At 48.0% G+C, this 18318-nt stretch carries 18 protein-coding genes and 1 tRNA gene; 10 read left to right on the forward strand and 9 right to left on the reverse strand.

Translation table 11 applies throughout. The features are described 5' to 3' along the window. The first annotated feature begins 92 nt into the window (after nt 1-92). The 3 genes from ACES2C_RS13585 to ACES2C_RS13595 all read left to right on the forward strand — a co-directional run bounded on the left by ACES2C_RS13585 (nt 93) and on the right by ACES2C_RS13595 (nt 1770). Nucleotides 93-320, forward strand: coding sequence for a helix-turn-helix domain-containing protein (locus tag ACES2C_RS13585; RefSeq protein WP_374166953.1), 228 nt, complete (start codon nt 93-95; stop codon nt 318-320). Between the two features lie 255 nt (nt 321-575). Then, a complete protein-coding gene (locus ACES2C_RS13590) occupies nt 576-1145 on the forward strand; it encodes an NAD(P)H-dependent oxidoreductase (protein WP_374163632.1) in 570 nt (189 codons plus the stop codon). Nucleotides 1146-1164: 19 nt separating this feature from the next. After that, the gene (locus tag ACES2C_RS13595; RefSeq protein WP_374163633.1) at nt 1165-1770 is read left to right on the forward strand and encodes a DUF2652 domain-containing protein; all 606 of its coding nucleotides are present in this window, start codon (nt 1165-1167) and stop codon (nt 1768-1770) included. A gap of 364 nt (nt 1771-2134) precedes the next feature. On the opposite strand, the gene ACES2C_RS13600 is transcribed toward ACES2C_RS13595, so the two are convergent. Both ACES2C_RS13600 and ACES2C_RS13605 read right to left on the reverse strand, forming a co-directional pair. Further along, nucleotides 2135-2219: transfer RNA gene (locus tag ACES2C_RS13600), tRNA-Ser, on the reverse strand. A 125-nt stretch (nt 2220-2344) separates the two neighbouring features. Continuing rightward, nucleotides 2345-2923 (reverse strand): alpha-ketoglutarate-dependent dioxygenase AlkB, encoded by a 579-nt coding sequence (locus tag ACES2C_RS13605; RefSeq protein WP_374163634.1) that lies wholly within the window; start codon nt 2921-2923, stop codon nt 2345-2347. A gap of 283 nt (nt 2924-3206) precedes the next feature. On the opposite strand from ACES2C_RS13605, the gene ACES2C_RS13610 reads away from it, so the two are divergent. Beyond that, the gene (locus ACES2C_RS13610; RefSeq protein WP_374163635.1) at nt 3207-3629 is read left to right on the forward strand and encodes a VOC family protein; all 423 of its coding nucleotides are present in this window, start codon (nt 3207-3209) and stop codon (nt 3627-3629) included. Nucleotides 3630-3788: 159 nt separating this feature from the next. Here ACES2C_RS13610 and ACES2C_RS13615 read toward each other — a convergent pair whose 3' ends face one another. The 3 genes from ACES2C_RS13615 to ACES2C_RS13625 all read right to left on the reverse strand — a co-directional run bounded on the left by ACES2C_RS13615 (nt 3789) and on the right by ACES2C_RS13625 (nt 7352). Continuing rightward, complete coding sequence (locus ACES2C_RS13615; RefSeq protein ID WP_374163636.1) at nt 3789-6158, reverse strand: ABC transporter permease; 2370 nt, start codon at nt 6156-6158, stop codon at nt 3789-3791. Nucleotides 6159-6304: 146 nt separating this feature from the next. After that, nucleotides 6305-6985, reverse strand: a complete 681-nt coding sequence (locus ACES2C_RS13620; RefSeq protein WP_374163637.1) for a hypothetical protein — start codon at nt 6983-6985, stop codon at nt 6305-6307. 184 nt (nt 6986-7169) lie between these two features. After that, nucleotides 7170-7352, reverse strand: coding sequence for a hypothetical protein (locus ACES2C_RS13625; RefSeq protein ID WP_374163638.1), 183 nt, complete (start codon nt 7350-7352; stop codon nt 7170-7172). Nucleotides 7353-7513: 161 nt separating this feature from the next. Between ACES2C_RS13625 and ACES2C_RS13630 the strand changes: the two genes are divergently transcribed. Together ACES2C_RS13630 and ACES2C_RS13635 are read left to right on the forward strand one after the other, a co-directional pair. Continuing rightward, the gene (locus ACES2C_RS13630; RefSeq protein WP_374163639.1) at nt 7514-8374 is read left to right on the forward strand and encodes a DUF4886 domain-containing protein; all 861 of its coding nucleotides are present in this window, start codon (nt 7514-7516) and stop codon (nt 8372-8374) included. A gap of 19 nt (nt 8375-8393) precedes the next feature. After that, the gene (locus ACES2C_RS13635; RefSeq protein ID WP_374163640.1) at nt 8394-8894 is read left to right on the forward strand and encodes a 3'-5' exonuclease; all 501 of its coding nucleotides are present in this window, start codon (nt 8394-8396) and stop codon (nt 8892-8894) included. A 119-nt stretch (nt 8895-9013) separates the two neighbouring features. On the opposite strand, the gene ACES2C_RS13640 is transcribed toward ACES2C_RS13635, so the two are convergent. The 4 genes from ACES2C_RS13640 to ACES2C_RS13655 form a co-directional block, all read right to left on the reverse strand. Then, entirely contained in the window at nt 9014-10009 is a 996-nt protein-coding gene (locus tag ACES2C_RS13640) for a YihY/virulence factor BrkB family protein (RefSeq protein ID WP_374163641.1), read from the reverse strand. 10 nt (nt 10010-10019) lie between these two features. Then, on the reverse strand, nt 10020-10427 hold the full coding sequence (locus ACES2C_RS13645; RefSeq protein WP_374163642.1) for an acyl-CoA thioesterase: 408 nt from the start codon (nt 10425-10427) through the stop codon (nt 10020-10022). Beyond that, nucleotides 10427-11482 carry an endolytic transglycosylase MltG gene (gene mltG, locus ACES2C_RS13650; protein WP_374163643.1) on the reverse strand — a complete coding sequence of 352 codons (1056 nt, stop codon included), beginning with the start codon at nt 11480-11482 and terminating at the stop codon, nt 10427-10429. Before mltG ends, ACES2C_RS13645 begins: the two co-directional genes overlap by 1 nt. A gap of 531 nt (nt 11483-12013) precedes the next feature. Then, nucleotides 12014-12796, reverse strand: a complete 783-nt coding sequence (locus ACES2C_RS13655; RefSeq protein ID WP_374163644.1) for a PASTA domain-containing protein — start codon at nt 12794-12796, stop codon at nt 12014-12016. A gap of 240 nt (nt 12797-13036) precedes the next feature. Here ACES2C_RS13655 and ACES2C_RS13660 point away from each other — a divergent pair, with 240 nt between their 5' ends. From ACES2C_RS13660 to ACES2C_RS13675, 4 genes are all read left to right on the forward strand, one after another. Further along, on the forward strand, nt 13037-14026 hold the full coding sequence (locus ACES2C_RS13660) for a D-alanine--D-alanine ligase (protein ID WP_374163645.1): 990 nt from the start codon (nt 13037-13039) through the stop codon (nt 14024-14026). 49 nt (nt 14027-14075) lie between these two features. Then, nucleotides 14076-14303, forward strand: a complete 228-nt coding sequence (locus ACES2C_RS13665; protein ID WP_374163646.1) for a hypothetical protein — start codon at nt 14076-14078, stop codon at nt 14301-14303. A gap of 9 nt (nt 14304-14312) precedes the next feature. Continuing rightward, complete coding sequence (locus tag ACES2C_RS13670; protein ID WP_374163647.1) at nt 14313-15452, forward strand: putative sensor domain DACNV-containing protein; 1140 nt, start codon at nt 14313-14315, stop codon at nt 15450-15452. Nucleotides 15453-15554: 102 nt separating this feature from the next. After that, the gene (locus tag ACES2C_RS13675; RefSeq protein ID WP_374163648.1) at nt 15555-18275 is read left to right on the forward strand and encodes a carboxypeptidase regulatory-like domain-containing protein; all 2721 of its coding nucleotides are present in this window, start codon (nt 15555-15557) and stop codon (nt 18273-18275) included. Nucleotides 18276-18318: the final 43 nt, after the last annotated feature.

An 18318-nucleotide genomic window follows, 5' to 3' on the forward strand; every position in this document is an offset into this window, starting at 1 on the left:
AACTGAGGGATACCGCTTACAACCCTATAAAAAAAGTTGCGGCAGATGAGAGCCAAAGTGAACGGTCAATACAGCTCAATCACAAAAAACACCTGGGTTATTCTGCCAAAGAGATAAGTCGCTACGAGCGTTTTCTTAAAGCCGTTACGATGATACAAAACATCTCAGGCATGGCTTCTAAGGACAACTGGTTCGAGATTGTTGAGCAATGCGGTTATTATGACCAGAGTCAGTTGATAAATGATTTTAAACACTATATGAATGTAACCCCTGCCAAATACTTTAAACTACAGCATAGTATTTGTAATCCCGTAAGCTAACTGTCGTTTCTTTCAATTTGAGCGACTGCCGGAGGTACTACAAACTGATTTTATCTGATTATTTGTTCTGATGGTTAAGCTTTTGGAATGCTATCAGTGTAGAGGATTATCTTAGCATCCAGTCCGGAACTCTTTCGACTTTTGGGGCAAGGCTGATTTCTTTTGCCTTGTTCATTTCTTTCCATTTCGTTTTCTTCCAATTTTATCGGATTCCCCGAACCTAAATTTGTCCTATCAATTCAATATGACAAAACGATGAGACATCTAATTATTTACGCACACCCAAATCCCCACAGCCTGAATGGCCAATTCAAAAATGCTTTAGCTCAGTATCTTCAAGGAGAAGGCCATGAGTTGATCGTCAGGGATTTGAACGAAATTAACTTTAATCCCGTTCTTTCGCTCGACGATATGGCGGGCCAGAGAAGAGGGGAGGTATCAGACGACGTAAAACAGGAACAGGAATTTGTCGCCTGGGCAGATTGCATAACTTTTATCTATCCGATCTGGTGGACAGGCTCGCCAGCTATAATGAAAGGTTATATAGACCGCGTCTTTAGCTACGGCTTTGCCTACCGATACGATCAGGGCGTCCAAAAAGGCCTGCTTACAGGAAAGAAGGCGGTAATCATCAATACACACGGAAAATCTCATGAGGAATACGGTGCCATCGGAATGGACAAGGCTCTGGCACTCACATCCGATAAAGGCATCTACACCTACTGCGGGTTTGAAATCAACAGGCATTTCTTTTTTGACCGCGCAGACCGTGTGACGCCGGAAACAGCTGCAGAATGGATCAGTCAAATACTAGCGATGTATTAAATGATGCAAAAACAATAGTATGAATATCAATAATGTATCAGAGGAAATGTTGCGGAAATATGAAATGGAAACCAACAAGGTCAGGATAGGGCAGGGCCTCATTCTGATTCCAGATGTGAGTGGCTTTACTAAGTTCGTATCAAGCATATGTATAGAGGCAGGCAGGTATATTATACGTGAGTTGCTTACAACAATCATACAGAGTAATACGCTGGGACTCAAAATATCTGAGGTGGAAGGGGATGCAATCCTATTTTATAAATTTTGCGAGAATCCCGCAGTTGAAGGTATAATAAATCAATATGAGGTTATGTTGGAGAAGTTTAGGGAAAAGCTGGATTTAATTGAAAGCCTCACCCATAGGAAGTTTGATATATCGCTAAAGATGATAGCCCATTACGGAATCTTTACCGAGTATGCTGTAGGGGACTTCGTTAAGCTTTACGGTGACACTGTAGTACATTCGCACGCCCTGTTGAAAAATACAATCCAAAGCGATACCTATTTGCTACTAACACAAGAGTTACTGCGGTTTTCTCGTTCTGAACACAGCCTGCAATACACGACTACTTATGCCTATTCTGACTATAAAAAAAGGTACTCTCCTGAAATAATAAAAAAATAAACGTTTAATTTAATAGTGAAATGAAAAATTCAGAAAAAAGCGGATTCGATAAATCAGTGTACAATACTATAGTATTCAAAAGCTATAAAATCATGAAAAAAATAGCCAAGTACAGTTTTTATGTTGCGCTGGGGTACTTTGCTTATGAAGGATTTATGCTGTGGGATTAGATTTACTTCATTACGCCATCATGAGCCTGATACAATTCTTACCCTTTGGTTGCGGAAAGAGAGTGATTTATTGCGTCCCACAGCGCCCATACTCCTGGGCGCAATGAGAAAGTTCGAACCCTGGCCAACGCTTCTGTTCAAATCCCTCTCTCCAAAAATCAAAAAAGGCAACCAGCTTACTGGATGCCTTTCAGCGGAGAGAGAGGGATTCGAACCCCCGGACCTTTGACAGTCAACGGTTTTCAAGACCGCCGCAATCGACCACTCTGCCATCTCTCCGGGGGCAAAAGTACAAACTCAGGTCAAATCTGCAAACTTTTATATTAAATTGTGGTAACGCGCTCATTGCCAAAATAAAATGCTACAATTCACACTTTTCTTTCTCCTTTTTGAAGTCGCTGTCGTCATTTATTCATCCTTCTGAACGTCAGATTTACGCGAGCCTGGCTCACAACTTTCGTCGGAGGGAGACGATGAAGCCAGCTACTCTGGGTGCAGCCTTTCATCACCAGCAGGCTGCCGTGCTCTAATCGTAAAGAAACAACTTCTTTTGACTGCTTGTGTTTAAAGCTGAATTTCCTCTCTGCACCAAAGCTCAGTGAACCGATTGCTCCGTCTTTTACCAGGTCCTTTTCATCATCACTATGCCAGGCCATGCCTTCACTGCCGTCGTGATAAAGATTAAGCAGACACGAATTGAACTGCTCTCCCAGCACCTGCTCTGCAAGGTTTTTTAAGGCGAGCAGCTCGTCGGTCCACGGCAATGCCCGCTTGGTAACATTGGAATACGTGTATTCAAAGTCACAATCGCCATACCAGGCAACCTTTCGTTTAGTAATAATCCGTTTTCCAAAGATGACTGCTTCATCATTTTTCCATTCGATGCTGTCGAGTAATATATTCAGAAAGCGGTCGGCCTCAGAGGAAGCGATAATCCTTCCATAATAATTAACTGTTCCGTCGTAGGGCAGGAGGTTGTCCATTTTTTCAATTTTTGAGAATGTGTATCGTCGTGTTTGCACCTGCCCTGGTAAATGGCCGTAGCCCTTTTGTTTAAGGCAGATGCTGGTAAGACACAAACATGCGGAGCTTTTGCCGTCTTTAAAACCCGAAACTTGCTCTTTTGCGACGACTATACTCTCTGCATGCCGCAATCCGCCCTTATAAAAGCCGTATTGTGCCCTTTGGTTCTCTCCTTAACGGACTATCTTAGTGGCAGGAAATAAATGAACTAACTGATTTCGAAACGAATAAAACAACTTACAAATGAAATTGAATCCTTATTTGAATTTTGACGGAAACGCAGAGGAGGCCTTCCGTTTTTACAATACTGTGTTTGCAGGTGAATTGTTCTTACAGCGAATGGCTGACGCTCCTGGCTCTGAGAATCTGTCGGAAAGCGAAAAGGGACGAGTCATGCATGTCGCTATTCCCATTGGGGATGGTCAGTTCCTGATGGCGTCGGACTGCTCCTCCAATTCAGGTCAGGTTTTGACAAAGGGTAATAATAACTACATTTCGATTACTCCTGACAGCCGTGAAGAGGCGGACAGAATATTCAACGGGCTTTCTGAGGGCGGCCAAATTGAGATGCCTATGGCAGAAATGTTTTGGGGCGACTATTTCGGCTCTTTTGTCGATAAATTCGGCGTTTGCTGGATGATCAACTTTCCAATTTCCCGGGATTAATCACGCTCAGAGTCTTTGATGAGCAAGCAGTGCTATGCCTGAGAAGCTTTGATGAGCGATGCCCTCTCAACCGGGGCTAATAAGGCGAGCGAATGTTCTGAATATGCTGGATCATGGCCCGGAGTTATCCGGGGCATGATCCAGCATAAGGTGCCGTTATCATTCTGTTCGAAGACTCTTTACCGGATTCCCCAGTGCTGCCTTGATCGACTGAAAACTGACCGTAGCCACTGCAATGACCATCGTGAGCAGGCAGGCCAGAACGAACACCCACCATTCAATACTGATGCGATAGTCATAGCTACTCAACCAGTGATCCATAGCATACCAGGCAATAGGAGTGGCAATGAGGAATGAGATGATCACCAGCTTTAGAAAGTCTGCTGAAAGGAGGGAAGTGATGCTATAAACACTTGCACCCAGTACCTTCCGGATGCCAATCTCTTTCACCCGGTTTTCCGCCATGTAGGTTGCCAGTCCGAACAGACCGAGGCAGGAAATAAAGATCGTCAGCCCGGCAAACAAGGTGGCAAGGGTGGCAGAACGTTGTTCTTCTTTAAATTTCTCGGCGTATGATTCATCAGCAAAGTGGTACTGGTACGGATATTCCGGATTGTATTTTTTGAAGATTTGCTCCGCGGCTTTCAGGTTGTCTGCTGTGCTACGGGCTGGATTCAATTTGTAGTGGATCACGTTAAACCAGGATTTGGGTCCGAGCACCATCAGGGGATTCACTTTTCCGTAGGGAGATTCAAAGACAAAGTCTTTAATGATCCCTACCACGGTCCATTCTCCGTTCTCGCCAGTGATTTTCTGCCCTACAGGATCTTTTAACCGCATGGCTTTTACCGATGCTTCGTTCAGCAGCACGGCGCTCGAGTCAGTCGCATAATTAAAAATATCAATGTCCCGACCGCTAATCAGTTTAACTCCCATTGTTTTCACAAAGTCTGCATCGGATGATAAACGGATAAAGTCGATTTTCTTATCTGCCTCAGTGGCACCTGCCCACTCATAGCCCCAACCATCGCTATAGCGCTGCGTAATCGGGCTCATCGTCTTCGTTACAGAAACAGCAACTCCGCTGCTTAGCAGTTCCCGCTTAATCAGCTCATAGTTTTTCGCTATGTCTCCCTGAAAAAGCGAATACACAAGCTGCTCTCTGGAGTAGCCCGAGTCGCGCTGCAGGCCATAATTAATCTGATGTTTCACTATTATGGTGCAGATGATCAGGGTAATAGCAAAAGTGAACTGCAGTACTACGAGTACTTTTCGGGCACTCAGTTTTGAACTGCCGGTCCGGAATGCGCCCTTCAGTACACGCACTGGCCGGAAAGACGACAGAAAGAAGGCCGGATAGCTCCCGGCCAGCAAACCGGTCAATGCAATAAATGCGATTCCCGTAAGCCAGGACCACATATTAGAAAAATCGATAAACAGCTCTCTGCCTACCAGCTGGTTAAACCAGCCAAGGTTGATCTGCACAAGAAGAAGCGCGATCAGCCCCGCGATAAAAGAAAGGAGAATGCTTTCGCTGATGAACTGGACAATCAGATTGCCGCGTGCAGCTCCCGAAACTTTGCGTATTCCTACTTCCCGTGCCCGTTTCTCGCTCCTGGCTGTGCTCAGGTTCATGAAGTTGATGCAGGCGATCAGGAGGATAAAGCAAGCGATCACAATAAAAAGTCTCACGCCCTCAATGCGACCTCCCACGTACTCTCCGTTCACCGGTCTGGAATACAGCCAGGCATCGCCGAACTTCTGAGTAAATACCTCTGTAGTAGCCGGCGACCCGCCTGCCGCAGAATGGCGAATCGTAATATCCCGTATCTTTTTATCGAACAGTTCCTGCCTGGTTCCTGCTTTCAGCAGCAGAATACTTTTAATCGAGTTGTTGCCCCACCATTCATCATCCCATTGGATTTTCTTCATGTAATGCCAGGGCAGCAGGTACTCGCCGGAGAAAGTCGTGTTATTCGGGAAGTCTTTCAGTACTCCGCTCACCGTCATATTGTCGCTGCTGTCGATCCTTACGATCTTTCCCATAGGATCAGCATCCCCAAATAGCTTCTTCGCAAGCTTCTCGGTGAGCACAATTTTATCAGGGCCGCTCAGCGCTTTATTGGCGTCTCCTTTCAATAAGGGAAAGCTGAAGATCTTGAAAAAGCCAGGGTCTGTAAACCGCCCCTCGGCCTGGATCTGTTTCTCTCCGTGCGAAAGGAAGAAGGTGGCGTCAGTAATCCTTGCATAATCTTCAACTTCCGGGAACTCCCGCTTTAAAGTGGGGGCCAGTATCTTGGGTGTCGTGTTCCATGCCCATTTCTCTCCGCTAAAATTGTCGCGATTGTTCGCCACGTAGATCCGGTCAATCTTTTCATGGAAGCGGTCGAAGGTCAGCTGATTCTGGATCCAAAGGAAAATCAGGGCCGCGCTTGCCATGCCGATAGCAAGTCCCGAGATATTGATCAGGGAAAAGGTCTTATTCTTTAGAAGGTTACGCCAGGCTATTTTCAGGAAGTTTTGGATCATTGCTGTCTGTATTGGAGTTGGTTCTCAAAACACGAAAGCTGTGCCATCCTGAGAATAGTCTGTTTTTTAGTGTTTTATGTTCTTTTTCCGGCATTCAGTGTCCGGCACCGGACAGTACAACTGTCCGCATCAGAACAGTTCCAGTACTACTTCTTGAAACGTAGCCAGCTTTGCTGCACGGCAACGGTATCATTCTCCCGGAGTGTATTCAGGTACTCCGCATTAAATTCATTAAAGGCGACTCCGTTCTGTATATTTACCGCCGGAGGAACCGTAGATGTCGACATGGTTCGCTTGATCTTGAAGCTTAGGGCAGGAAGTTTGAAGGAGCTGTAGTCGCCGTACAGCACGATGAGATACTTGCCTTTGTAGAGCGTTTGTCCGAGTCCAAGAGGCGTCTTTTCAACAGGCTCTGCGTTCTTCCATAATCGGTAAAGATCAAGGAAGCCTCCGATTGGGTAATTGCTCGATGCATCCGTTATAGCGAAGTCGGAGCTTAAGGTAATGCGTCCATCCGTCTTTGATGCCCTATAGAACTGCGAGGACGCTCCCAGCAGGGCGGTACTGTCTGTCTGAAAAGTAATGATTCCGCTTTTATCGAGAGGCGAGTAGGAGGTACCGAAATACTCCGAACCAGAAGTAAATCGTTTCACCACTGCTGGATCAGTGATCTCTCCGCTTTTGGTGAACACCCGGATAGCCTCCTGATTTTCCAGCGAGATAAATCGTGTGTGGAGCGGAAATGACAGCTTTTCTTCGTCCTTGCTGCAGGACGTAATAATCGTACTGAATATGATTATTGCGAATATGGAAATTGCCGGTCTCATGTGGTTAATTTAAAATAAGGAGCGGGGTTAAAACACTATCGAATTTCCGACTTTTTCTCATCAATTACAATAGTATCAGACTACTTGTCGTGCCAGGGAGAGGGCGTGGGTATTAGGGTTTCCATTGTGATTTGGTTTTGAAGGCAAGTTACAATAAGCGTAGGTGTCTGTCAACAAAGTGCTCCTAATACCTGGTGTTCTTTGCTACATAAAGAATAACCCCGAGTCCTACACAGGCGGCCAGTAAACAGGTTGCTCTCAGGTATCGCAGTTCAAGTGACTGATCCTCAAATGAAAACAGCCAGATAGCGATCTGAAGCATGAACACCAAAAAGGTGAATATATGGAACAACTTCTCTTTCTTCATATGAACTGTGTGCCAACAGACTATAATGGGCTAAGGCTCAGGAAACGTGGTAGGGGTCACGTTTTGACGATGAAGATAGCGATCTGTTCTCAATATTTAAAATTCATTAGTAAATTGCCGGCCGACCTCACCTAAGTGAGTCGCACTAAACAAGTACTAAAATGATGAAACGCATAACCTCCCGTATTTTTCCCGTTCTGCTCCTGTGTTTACTTAGCCTCGGAGTTGATGCAAAGAATGTTATCAAGATCCTGGCTATTGGAAACAGCTTTTCTGAGGATGGCATAGAGAACTATCTGTATGAACTTGGAAGAGCTGCCGGCGACAGCCTCGTGATCGGAAACCTTTATATTGGCGGATGTTCTCTCGAAACACACAGTAAAAACGCTGCTACAAATGCGCCGGCCTATTCCTACCGCAAGATAGCAGGAGGTACAAAGACGGTACTGGAGAAGCAAACCATGGAAAGCGCTATTAAGGATGAGCCCTGGGATTATATTAGCTTTCAGCAGGTGAGCGGGAAGTCGGGCATTTACGACAGCTATTTCCCTTACCTCACGCAGGTGATGCAGTACGTAAAGGAGCGGGCCTCCAATCCGAAGGTTAAATATATTTTGCACCGCACGTGGGCTTATGCAGGCAACTCGACACACGCCGATTTCTCCAGGTACAATAAGGACCAGAATGAAATGTTTAAGTCCATTGTGACCGCTACCAGAAAGGTGATGAAGAACGTGAAGTCGTTAAAATTTATGGTTCCTTCCGGCACGGCCATCCAGAATGCCAGAACCAGCGCCATCGGAGATCACTTCAATCGCGACGGCTACCATCTCGAGCTGAATTACGGACGGTACACGGCTGCGTGTACCTGGTTTGAGGCGCTGACGGGCAAAAGCGTGATAGGCAATAGTTACGTTCCGGAAAATGTTGGAAAGGTTAAAGCAAATATTGCGCAGCACGCTGCTCATTATGCCATGAAAAAGCCTGATCAGGTTACCTCCATGAAGAATTTCAGTCTTTAACAGAACCGATCTTTGGACGATGCCCGATACGTTTACAGCAATAGACTTTGAAACTGCGCAGGGAAAGCGCTGGAGCATTTGTCAAATCGGCCTGATCAGAGTCGAAAAGGGACAGGTGCTGCATGAACTCGACATCCTGGTAAAGCCTCCGGGCAATGAGTACCACTATATGAATACCCAGGTTCATGGCATTTCTGCCGATAAGACCAGGCATGCGCCCACGTTTAACCTCGTATGGGACAGGATTAGTCCTTTTATTGAAGGGCAGAACGTCGTCGCTCACAATGCGGCGTTTGACTGCAGCTGCCTTAAGCAAACCCTCGAGTTCTATGGGCTTCAGGTTCCTGAATACAACCGGCACTGCACCTATCAGCTGTATAAGCGCAAACTGAACGAGCTCTGTTCTCAATACAACATCTCCTTGTCGCACCATAACGCCTTATCAGACGCGAGGGCCTGTGCAAGCTTGTATCTGCGTCATCTGCATGCGAACAATGTATCCGCAGTAAGAGCTTTTTAGCCTGTGGCTCCATTTTGCCATAGAGTTCACCACAGATGTGGTGTAGCCGCGGCAGGGGCCTTTTAGCCTATGTCCTTCTGTAGAGCTGGAGATGTGAGCACAGACGCGGCGACTCTTATTTACTTTTTTATATTCTTGGTGTGGGTTTCGGTCACCTCTTCGTTCCGAAAGGTATTGAACCTCGGCCGCACGATCTTCACACTGCGTTTAGAAAGGTCAATGCTTGCATTCAATTCAAAGCCGATCAGGATGATCAGCGAGTTCAGGAACAGCCAGATCATGATCACGATCAGGGTTCCGATCGATCCGTAGACCTTGTTGTAGTTGCCGAAGTGGTTGATGTAGAAGGTGAAGCCCCAGGATGTGAGGATAGCGAGAATGGTTGCAAGCCAGGAGCCGGGACTGAATAACTTCCATTTCTTCTGGTAGGAGGGGCCGTAACGGTAAAGCAGCGAGATGGTGGTAAAATAGACCACCGCCAGGATAAACCACCTTACCAGCGCTACTACATAAAGCCAGAACCAGTCGCGGAAGCCGATTTCTGATTGCAGCTTGGAGATGATGAACTCGCCCACTGTGATTACCGAAAGTCCGAATATCAGGGCAAAGACGGTTACAACTGTCAGCCATAAGGCAACGAAGCGCTGCTTCAGCCATCCTCGCGTCTCTGGCTGCAGTGAGGCTTTGTTAAAGGCCTGCATCAGGTTGTTCACTCCGTTGGTGGAGAAGAAGAGCGCAGCAAAGAACCCGAAGGAGAGCAGCCCCCCGTTTTGCTTCTTGATGATATCTTCAAGAGTCGACTGAACGGCCTCGAACGCATTGGAAGGCAATATCATGGCGATAAGCGACATCAGCTTATCCTGAAAGCCCTCAATAGGAATATAGGGGATGAGCGTGAACAGGAAAATGATGCCCGGAAAGATGGCCAGCATGAAGCTGTAAGCCAGTGAGGAGGCTCGGGTTACCAAAGAGTCCTTGGCAATCTCCTGAAAGAAAAAGGAACCTACTGTGTAGAGGGGCAGAGGACTGAAACCCGGAATGACAGCCTTCTTTGTCCAGTCGATGAACCGCTTATACAGTTTGACCTTGAGAAGTACAGAGTTTATTCCGGGCATAGTCGTTCAGTTAGGCGAAAAAGGGACGAAGTCGTTCCTGAAAATCTTCGGGAGGCATACAAGGACGGTTCCTCTTCATGTCAACAAAAGCGAGCGTTGTTTCTCCCTCGTGGATCAGCTCATTCTCTTCGTTGGTCAGCTGGTACACAAAGCGGATTTTCACTCCCGGCATCTTCTCCAGTATCACTTTTACCGTAATTTCTTCATCGTAGCGCGCTGGCTTCATGTACTTGCAGCGCATTTCCAGTACCGGCATCATCACGCCCGCCTCTTCCATTGAACGGTAGGTCATGCCCAGACTGCGCAGCATTTCTACCCGTCCCACTTCATAAAACTCTGCATAATTACCGTAGTACATATATCCCATCTGATCCGTCTCCCCATAACGTACTCTTATTTTGGTTTCGTGCGTAAACATTACTTTTTAATATTTCGTTCATTGAGAGCCTGCTGGAACCGTCTGGCATTTACCATATGCTCAGCCTGGGTGACAGCAAAATTATGATAGCCTGAAAAATCCTCCTTGGCACACATGTAGATGTAATTGTGCTTCTGGTAATTGAGCACCGCATCAATAGCATTTATGCTGGGCATCATAATCGGTCCGGGAGGAAGGCCTGTATGGATATAGGTGTTATATGGCGAATCTTTGATGAGATGCCGGTTTAATACCCGGCGGATGGTGAAGTCTTTGTTTGCATAGATCACCGTTGGGTCTGCCTGTAGTTTAATTCCTTTTTTATAGCGGTTCAGGTACAGGCCGGCAATGGTGGGCATTTCATCGTCGTGCAGCGCTTCAGCATCAACAATCGCCGCCAGGTTGCTAACCTGTATAGGACTGAGGCCTATTTCCTTTGCTTTCGCCTTGCGCTTGTCGTTCCAGAACTTCTGGTATTCATCATACATCCGCTTAAAAAACTTGTCGGCCGAAACGTTCCAGTACATTTCGTAGGAATTGGGGATGAACATGGCATATACGTTATCGCGGTTAAAGCCGAATTTGCTGATGAAGGAAGTCGAGTCGAGGAGGCGCACCAAAGAAACAGAATCCGGCTCAAGCTGCTTGGATACATATCCTGCGAAATCTTCTTTCAGGCGGTAGCCACGGAAAGAAAGCTTAACCGGTTCCTGGTTGCCGGCCTTCAGCATATTGATGAACCTGCGGTTTCCCATGCCTGGCGTGAGCCGGTATTTTCCCGGTTTTACAACCTTGGGGTAGTTCATGTTCAGAGCGACCCAATGAAAGACCACTGAATCTTTCACGATCTCCTTCTCCCGGATGGTCTTGTACACATCTTCAAAGTCGGCACCTGTATGAATGTAAAGATATTCTTCGTTGTCGGTTACGCTCGGGCCAAAGTAACGCAGGTAGTAGGTAAATGCCGTAATGCCAAGTATGATGACGATCACAACACCCAGAGCAATGAAAATCTTTGCCTTTTGAGAAAGTTTTCCAGATTTACTGTCAGTCATTCTTTTTTAAAAGTTAATATACGTTTTTGTGAACGTTGGTTTCTAGTATTGAAATTTATAAACTGCTTTTCAAGCCTCAGCGAGATCGCTTCACTAAACTAGTAAGATTCATTAATTGTTTATTAAAGCTTCCAATGTGACCGCTTCTCTAAGCTATTCAGGCTGATGAACTGTTCTTTTTTAGCTATCAATGCCATCGCCTGGCCAGGTCGCTGAGGTTCACTGATTGTGTCTTAAAGCTCTCAACGTGACCGCTTCTCTAAGCTATTGAGACTGATGAACTGTTCATTTGAGCTCTCAACGTGATCGCTTTGCTAAATTGATGAAGCGGATAGACTTTTCATTTAATCTCTCGAGGAGATCGCTTCGCTAAGTTTTATAAGATTGCAAAGAACATTGAACCCTTCTTCATGCTCCTGTTTGAGCACCGGCCCCTCTATGCTATGATAAAAGGCAGCTGTTCACAAGGTGCAGATAAAAGGGAGAACATCTGTCGGGCCAGGTAGTTTTATTATTGACCCGACAGGATTATTATTTAGACGGCGGCGGAGGGTCGTTAGAAAGGATCAGGTCAACGTGTGTCCCGATCGGAACTTTTGATAACGAGTCACTCACCGTAGGATATTGCTTGATTACACGGGCTGTGGTGCTGTCGGTCACATTGCCTTCATACATGACTGATCCTGCTTCCAGGGAAGATCCTTTCAGCGAGAAGATGGCTTCCGGAAGCGTGAAGCCCACCACGTTTGGCAGGTCCACCTCACTTGCACCCTTGCCGTCGCCGAGCAGGAGTGAGATCACCGAACCCTTCGGAATGTCATCGCCTTTACTGATCCGGCGCCCCTTATAGGTTACCTGCAGCACCCGATCACGCACAATGTCGGACGTATAGGTAGTATCGCCGATCTTGATGCCGTAGTTGCTTAGCACAGCCCTTGCTTCGAGGTACGACATCTCGAAGATGTCAGGAAATCCAACATTAGGCGCGTTCCGGGTGATGATGGTAAGATAGATGGTCCGGTTCATCTTAACATTGGTGTTCGGGTCCGGGTCTTGTTCCACAACCACGCCGGGCGGCTTATCCATCTGATAAACAGAGTCGATCTGGTACCTCAGTCCCTGCTCTTCCAGCAGCTCGATGGCCTGCTCAACAGGCAGCCCTTTTAACTTTGGAACCGGTACTCCCTCTCCGTGCCGGGTATAGAACCGGAGGCTGAAGAAGATGATGAGCAAAAAAACCGCAATAGATGCAATGGCAATCAGCAGGTTCTTCCGGAAAGTATCTGTTTTAAGATATTCTAAAAATTTGTTCATGTTGTAAAAGCCGTTAGCGGTTGGCGGTTGGCTATTGGCCTTCAATGCCGCCGCGATGTACCGTTAATTTGCGGCACAGATGCATGCTATTTATGCCGCAAACTTACTCCAAAATTAACGATTTAAGAAGAGCTTTTTCCGCAATCGGCAGTGGCAGCGCTAATGTGTAAGGTCGGGCTTCAAAAGTGAAAGCTAATTGCCAATCGCCAAAAGCCGACTGCTAATACTATATTTGCCATCATGAAGAAGACCATTGCCCTTGTTACCGGTGGCTTCACCGGTGAGTCGGTCATTTCGCTTCAAAGCGCTGAAGTGATCGAAAGGAATATAGACCCTGAAAGGTTTGATGTTTATAAGATCATTATCACCCGCGAAAGCTGGTACTACGTAGACAACAACGCAGTGAAGCACGTGGTTGACCGGAACGACTTTTCCCTCCAGCTGAAGGATAAAGCGGTGAGGTTTGACGGCGTTTTCATCGGACTTCATGGTTCTCCGGGCGAGGATGGCAAATTGCAGGGCTATTTCGATATGCTCGGTATTCCGTATACCAGCTGCGATGCTCTCACTTCTGCCATTACCATGAACAAGGGTTATACCAAGGCCGTCGTGAATGGCATTCCTGATCTTCATCTGGCACCTTCTGTGCAGCTTTTTGAAAACAGGGAGGACGCACCTGATGAAATCCTGGCGAAGCTTCAGCTGCCTGTATTTGTGAAACCTAATAACGGGGGTAGCAGTGTGGCTATGAGCAAGGTGAAAACAGCGGAGGAACTTCCTGAGGCGCTGGAGAAGGCCTTTAAAGAAGACAACCAGGTACTGGTGGAACAGTTTGTGAGCGGCCGCGAGTTTACCATCGGCGTATATAAAGGCCGGGAAGGCATCCAGGTGCTTCCGGCTACAGAGATCATCAGCTCCAAAGAGTTTTTCGACTTTGAAGCAAAGTACACTGCTGGCATGACGCAGGAGATCACTCCGGCAAGGATGACGGAAGAGGAGCTGGCCAGGGTGCATACTATCGTCGTGAATGCTTATAAGAAACTGAACTGCCGCGGCGTAGTGCGCATTGATTATTTTCTTGAACACAATACCGGCAACTTTTACTTTATAGAGGTCAACACCGTCCCCGGGCAAACCGAGGGCTCGCTGATTCCTCAGCAGGTACGGGCGGCCGGAAAGACGATCAGCGACTTCTACACGGAGCTGCTGGAGACGGCTCTGGGCAAGTAAGACCTTTTTCCTGTCGCTGGCTTCTTCTCTGATTCCTTATCTTTGTAACATGTCGCACGATTTTATCAAAGAAAGGCAGTTTGAGATGAAGCTGGCGGAGATATACCAGGAGTTCCCCTGGCTGGAAGAGCAGATTGCCATGCCTGATTTTGTAAATCTGTTTCCTGTTCATTATAAGAAGGGCGTCCCGCAGCGCCCCGACAAGCCCGAGGGGTTCGACCTCGACCGGGATATATTCCTGAAAGTATTGGTTGCCTTCAGGAATTCATTTTTTTAGACATATACCATGAGCTATCAGTCTACATACAAGCCAGCAGGATCAGTTGCCGCAGCGATAGAGAGCCACTTTCTGGGTCAGAATATGAAGGCTTGCCAGGAAGCGGGAGCTTCTACAGCCACCCCTCCGCCTTTGTGGGTGATTGAAGCCCTGGTCGATGCCGCCTTCTGGGCGAGCCTGCGGAAAGAAGAAGGAAATCCGCCCAAGATCTCTCTTGCCTACCTCACTCCAGCGCAGGCCGGCGGGCCGCTCTTGTTTGAGCAGCGGTTGCCGCTCAACGCTGATGTCCTTACCAAGCTGGCGCCCGGAGTTGAACGCGCGGGTATCCACCTAGGCGTCTGGGATGAGGATGGCGAACTCTATATATGGGGTACCACGCTCACGATCCCCAACTTGTGCTTTGTGCTCGATGTGTCTGAACCGGGGCTTCTCGTCATTAAGCACCGGCGCATGTGCGGCTTTGGCAAGTTCACGAACGTGGCCGTGCTGAAGGGGGATCAGGTGAAGATCATCGATAACCATGGTGCGCTGCTTCCCGACTGTCCGCCCATGTTAAAGGTGCTTCTCGATCTGAACAGTGCCGGCGACTGGAACGACCCTGTTAACGTTCTGATCCAGTTGGCGGTTTCTATGCGGAGCCATGGGAGAGGAGGAGCTTTGCTGGTGGTTCCCACCGGCTCGCACGAGTGGCGCCACTCCATCATTCACCCTGTTCAGTATGCCATTGCCCCCGCGTTTGGAGGCATCACCTCGCTTACTGCACATGATGGATCTGAAGGCGCTTCCCGCTGGCAGGGTTCGCTGGGGAGAGAAGTGGCACATATAGCCGGACTCACAGCTGTAGACGGAGCGACGGTGGTGAACGAGCAGCACGAGCTGCTGGCATTCGGCGCCAAGATCGGACGTAAAAAAGGCAGTGACCCGGTTGACCGCATTTCTTTTGTTGAACCTATACAGGGAAGCTCTACGGTGGTGGTGCATCCCGGACATATTGGCGGCACCCGTCATCTGTCAGCTGCGCAGTTTGTGTACGACCAAAGGAACGCCGTAGCCCTGGTAGCTTCCCAGGATGGCCACTTTACTGTTTTCTCGTGGTCGTCTTCTTCTAACATGGTGGCTGCCTATCGTATTGACACTCTGCTCCTGTAAGGTGCCGCGAATGTTAAAAAGTGTAAAAGTCTTGTTGCCGCCTTCGGCTCCGGGCATGTAAATCAATATATTTACCGTTGTTTAGATGACGAGTACCATTAGATGAGGATCTTTAAATATTTATTTGCGTTTGTTGCTTTTACTGTCTTATCCACTCAATTTGCTTTTTCGCAACCCGATACGATCAGTATAAATTCTATTGTTGAGAAGGCGCAGAAGCTGACTGAAGGGCGGCCCCTTGAGAAAGTGCACGTCCATTTTGATAAGCCTTACTATGCCGTAGGCGATACCATCTGGTTCAAGGCTTACGTAACCAGCAATCTGAACATGCCTTCTCAGTTGAGCAAGGTGGTGTATGTAGATGTGGCAAACAGTCGCGACTCCCTGATCGAGACCATTCGTCTCCCCATGAAGAACAGCGTGGCGGCAGGACATCTTGTACTCGTTCCGATGAACTACAAACAGGGCAACTACCATTTCAGGGCTTACACCCGGTGGATGCTCAACTTCGCTGACGCCTATTTCTTTAACAAGACCATCAGCATTGGCAACACCCAGAATAAGCAGCTGAGCACACATATCACCATGAAGGGCGAGAATACCGACAAAGGTCCGCACATCACGGCCAGGGTGCAGTTTAAGGACCAGGATGGGAAGCCCTACGTGAACCGGCGGGTCAACTGGCGGATCCTGTCCAACTTTACCAACCTGGCCAAAGGCCGGGGGAATACTGATGGCGATGGGTATCTGGCGGTGAGTGCAACCCTGACGGGCGTTCCTGATAAATCTCCGGAACTTGAAGCGGACATCGCCGTTACCGATCAGAAGAACATTACCACCACCTTGCCGCTTCGTTCTGCTTTTGACAAGCCTGACATCCAGTTCTTCCCCGAGGGAGGGAGGCTGATCTCCGGCGTTCCATCGGTCGTGGCTTTCAAGGCTATTCGTGCTGACGGGATGGGCATAGAGGCCAAAGGGACGATTGTTGACAATACCGGAAAGACTGTAGCCGACTTTGCTTCACAGCATCTCGGCATGGGGCTGGTCAACTTCCTTCCCGAAGCCGACAAAACCTATAAAGCGCAGGTTACTTTTGCTAACGGCGAAAAAACTACTGCAGATCTTCCCAAACCAAGGACATCCGGCGTGGGACTGGCCGTCAATAACTCATCGCCTGATAATCTTGTGGTGCGCATCGCTGCTACGCCTGCTTACCTGGAGAGACATCAGGATGAGTTGTTTTACCTGATTGCCCGTAGTGGCGGGGTAACCTGCTACGCTGCTCAGACCCGGCTTCAAAACGAATCCCACTCGGCCAGTATCCCCAAGGACAAGTTTCCTACTGGCATCGTCCAGATAACGCTCTTTACCTCCACAGGGTCTCCCGTGTCAGAACGGCTGGTCTTTATCCGCCATGGCAACGTGCCCACACTTTCAGTCACCACAGACAAGCCGTCCTACGCTACCCGCCAGAAGGTGAGAATGGGCATCACGGCAAAATATGCGGGGCAGCCTGCCGAGGGCTCTTTTTCTGTAGCCGTGGTGGATGAAAGCAAGGTTCCCTACAACGAAGACGCTGAAACGAGCATCATGAGCAGCCTTTTGCTCAGCTCCGATCTGAAGGGATATATTGAGAAACCGAACTATTATTTTCAGCAGTCTGATAATAAGAAGATTGCTGATCTGGACCTGCTGATGCTCACCCAGGGCTACCGCGCTTATTCTTACCGCGATATTTTGGATGAGAAGATTCCGCCTGTGACCTATCTGCCCGAGCAGGGAATCGAAATTTCAGGTACCCTCCGGATGAAAAATGGCATGCCGGTGAACAAAGGCACTGTTCAGTTCATCGTTCCTGATAAGAACTATTCGGCAAGTGCAATAACGGACGCGGAGGGGCGGTTTAAGTTTACCAACCTGGTATTCCCGGATTCATCCAAAGCGCTCCTCAGCGCAAGAGGCAATGTCAACTCCAGGAATATGATGATCATGGTGGATGGAGACGTCTTGCCGGGAGTCACTGCCAATGTGAATGCCCCCGACGAAGTGGCCAACATCGATAGCGCCCTCAATCCCTATCTGCAGAACAGCAAGAAGGTATACCGCACGGCAGTAGTGCTTCAGGAGGTGACTATCAAGGCGAAAGCTGCACCTAAGGCCAGTCACAAGGACTACCCCGCATTGAGCGGCTTAAGTTCAGTGCCTGATCAGCTGATCAGCGGCGACCGGTTCAAAGGGTGTCCGATCCTGCTCGACTGTCTGAAAGGCGGAATGCTGGGCATGATGTACGCCGATGAGAACTTTTACATCAGTCGCGACTACAATTCAGGGAGCCGTGTTCCGGTGCAGGTCTTCCTCAACGGCATGCCGGTAGATGCCAATAATCTGAACACCGTGAATTCAGCCGAGGTGGAGTCTGTGGAGATCTTTCTCCGCGACGAACTGGGAACCGTGAATCGCCTCTATAACACCAACGGGGTACTCGTGGTGAACACAAAAAAAACACCAAAAGGCACGCCGGTCAAGCTGTCGGACCTGCAGGAGCTTCTTCCACAAAGCAATCTGATCAACTTCACACCGATGGGCTATCAGAAAAGCAAGCAGTTCTATTCACCCAAGTATGCCGTGGTGAGAAGTGGCCCCGTAACGAATGACCTTCGCAGCACGATCTATTGGAATCCTTTTGTAGAAATGGACGCGACAGGCAAAGCAGGACTTGAATTTTTTAATGCCGACGGAAGAGGTCCATACAAAGCTGTTGTAGAGGGATTTGATAAAGATGGCAACCTGATGCGTGCCGTTTTTAGATACACGGTTAAATAAAAGAGAAAACTTTAAAGGGATAATGGCGTATAAAAAGAACAGT

The sequence above is a fragment of the Arcticibacter sp. MXS-1 genome (assembly GCF_041902385.1).
Taxonomy (GTDB): domain Bacteria; phylum Bacteroidota; class Bacteroidia; order Sphingobacteriales; family Sphingobacteriaceae; genus Arcticibacter.